We start from the raw sequence: 2412 nt of genomic DNA, 5'->3' as shown, positions 1-2412 counted from the left end.
CGCACCGGTGGACACCGCACCCCCGGACACCAGTGGTGACGCGTCGGTTCCGGCGGCGCAACGGGCACCACTCGCCGCCGGGGCCGTCGTCCTGGCCGTCGTCCTGGTCGTCATCCTGGTGGTGGCCGGGATCGTGGCTGTGGTGGCTGTCCTGGGACATGGCGGGGAGGAGACCGCCGCAGTGGCATCCGGGGCGCCGGAGACACCGGTGGCGTCGGGCGCGGAAGCGGGGGGTGCCGTGGTGGGCGGGTCACCCGCCTCTGAATCGTCCAGGGCGGCCGCGACGTCGATCCCACCGGGGGACCGGCCGTTCAGTGATCCGGTACGCCACGGCGAAACCACTCCGGACCCCGTCACCGACCGGGCCGACATCCCCGTCAACGCCGAGCTCGTCGGCTGGACGCTGCGTGAGGCCACCGCCCGCCGTGAGATCTGGATGTCCGACGACCCGGACGCCCGGATCCTCGTCGCCGCCACCCCGACTCCCCTGGGCACCCAGGAGGAACTCGACGCACGGATGCTCGCCGGACTCGGTGACATGGCGGGGGTGCGGGTGACCTCGCGGGGGCCCGTGGACTACGAGGAGCATTCCGGACGCTCGACGACGCGCTGGCAGGTCCGGCTCATCGATGGTCACCAGGTGTCCGTCGGCTGCCAGTACCGTGCAGGGACCGCAGCGGCCACCGGGGAGCGGCTCGCCGCCTGCGACCGCTTCACCGCCACCGCACGGGTGGGGTTGCCCGCGGGTGAACGGGTGGGGTGAACCTGGCGTCCCCGTGGTAGAACCGACCACATGCCAGAATCATCAGACTCCGGGCGTCCCGCCCCGCGGACCAGCACCCATTCGCTGGTCGTCGAGGCGATCGAGAACCGGATCCTGTCCGGGGAACTCGGTGTCGGCGACATGCTCCCACCGGAGCGTCAGCTCGCCGAACAACTCGGGGTGAGTCGTGCGGCGGCCCGCGAGGCGATCCGGGTCCTGGAGGGGCACGGCGTCCTCGAATCCCATGTCGGTTCCGGCTCGCGGGCCGGTACGTTCATCACCTCGATGCCGACGGCGGCGCTGAGCCGATTCCTGAAACTGCATGTTGCGCTGAACAACTTCGACATCGACGAGGTCGTCCAGACCCGCATGATCCTCGAGGTCGAGAGCGCGCGGATGGCCGCAGACCAGCACGAGCCCGAGGTGCTGGAACGGATGGCGGAGGAACTCGCCGTCATGGACGGGTGGAACGGTGAGATCAGCAGGGAGGAGTTCGGGGACGCCGACACCCGGTTCCACGTCGCCCTGGCACGCGGGGGCGGGAACCGGCTGTTCGCCGACATGACCCAGGCGATCCGCGAGTCGCTGCGCGCACCGTTGCTGGCGGGGTACCGGTCGCGGGAGGACTGGGAGTCGCTGCAGGAGTCGCTGCAGGTCCAGCACCGTGCGTTGCTCGATGCGGTCAGCCGGGGGGACGCCGACCAGGCCGCACGTCTGGCCGCCGAGCACATCAGGACCTCGTACCAGGTGCTGTCCGTCCCCGGGGAGTCAGTGGAGTCCGGGTCGTCCGGGTCGTCAGGGGATCGCGGGGTGGACCTTCCGGTGGAGCGGGCGCGGGGGCCCCGGGAAACCAATATCGTCGGGGAGTGAACCGGACGGGGGCCTGCGGCGTCTAACTAAGGGACGGCCCCGACAGTCGGGGCCGGCACCGACACAGATGTCCGGGATCCGACCCGGGCACAGACAGTGAGGGGGAAGCCATGAGCTTCAGGACAACCACCGACGTCATGCACGCCACCGCGGGGAAGGTGGACACGGTCAACGATCAGGTCCAGGCTGAACTGAACCGGCTGCAGGGCACCGTCGATTCCGTGCAGGGGGCGTGGAAGGGCGAGGCATACTCCTCCTTCGGCAATCTCATGGTCCGCTGGAACGACTCAGCCCGTGAGCTGCGTGCCGCGCTGACCAGCATCGCGGAAAACCTCCGCGCCAACGCCCGATCTTTCCGGCAGGTCGAGGACGACAACGTCGCCGCGTTCCGCTGACCCGCATCCACCACAACCGCACCACACCATCCGAGGAGACAGTCATGATCAAGTACGATTTCGCGCAGATCGCCCAGGCGTCCGCCGACATCCGGGCCACCTGCCGGAACATCAACGGTATGCTCGACCAGCTCAAGGGCGACATCGCCCCGATGGTCGCTGAGTGGGAGGGCACTTCGGCCGCAGCCTACCGGGACGCGCAGCGTCGGTGGGACTCCTCCGCCGAGGAACTGAGCATGGTGCTCGATTCCGTGGCCCGCACCGTCGACGATTCCAACGCCAGGATGAGCCAGATCAACACCAGTGCAGCGAACAGCTGGCCGTGACGGTACCGTGCCGTGCACGGGGACGGACACCGTGCCGTGCATGGTTTTGGTGGTCGTG

At 69.2% G+C, this 2412-nt stretch carries 4 protein-coding genes; all 4 read left to right on the top strand.

From position 1 onward, the window contains the following. Positions 1 to 763: type VII secretion-associated protein (locus QZV72_RS03435; RefSeq protein ID WP_297005305.1), on the top strand; the 763-nt coding region annotated here is incomplete at its 5' end. A gap of 30 nt (positions 764 to 793) precedes the next feature. Beyond that, positions 794 to 1633 (top strand): FadR/GntR family transcriptional regulator, encoded by an 840-nt coding sequence (locus tag QZV72_RS03430; protein WP_297005302.1) that lies wholly within the window; start codon positions 794 to 796, stop codon positions 1631 to 1633. 110 nt (positions 1634 to 1743) lie between these two features. Further along, a complete protein-coding gene (locus QZV72_RS03425; RefSeq protein WP_297005299.1) occupies positions 1744 to 2028 on the top strand; it encodes a WXG100 family type VII secretion target in 285 nt (94 codons plus the stop codon). A 44-nt stretch (positions 2029 to 2072) separates the two neighbouring features. Beyond that, positions 2073 to 2354: a WXG100 family type VII secretion target gene (locus QZV72_RS03420; RefSeq protein ID WP_297005297.1), complete on the top strand. Its 282-nt coding sequence runs from the start codon at positions 2073 to 2075 to the stop codon at positions 2352 to 2354. The last annotated feature ends 58 nt before the right edge of the window (positions 2355 to 2412 follow it).

Origin of the sequence: uncultured Corynebacterium sp. (assembly GCF_902782855.1) — a bacterium.
Lineage (GTDB): Bacteria > Actinomycetota > Actinomycetes > Mycobacteriales > Mycobacteriaceae > Corynebacterium.
This window is presented reverse-complemented; position numbering and strand designations above follow the sequence as displayed.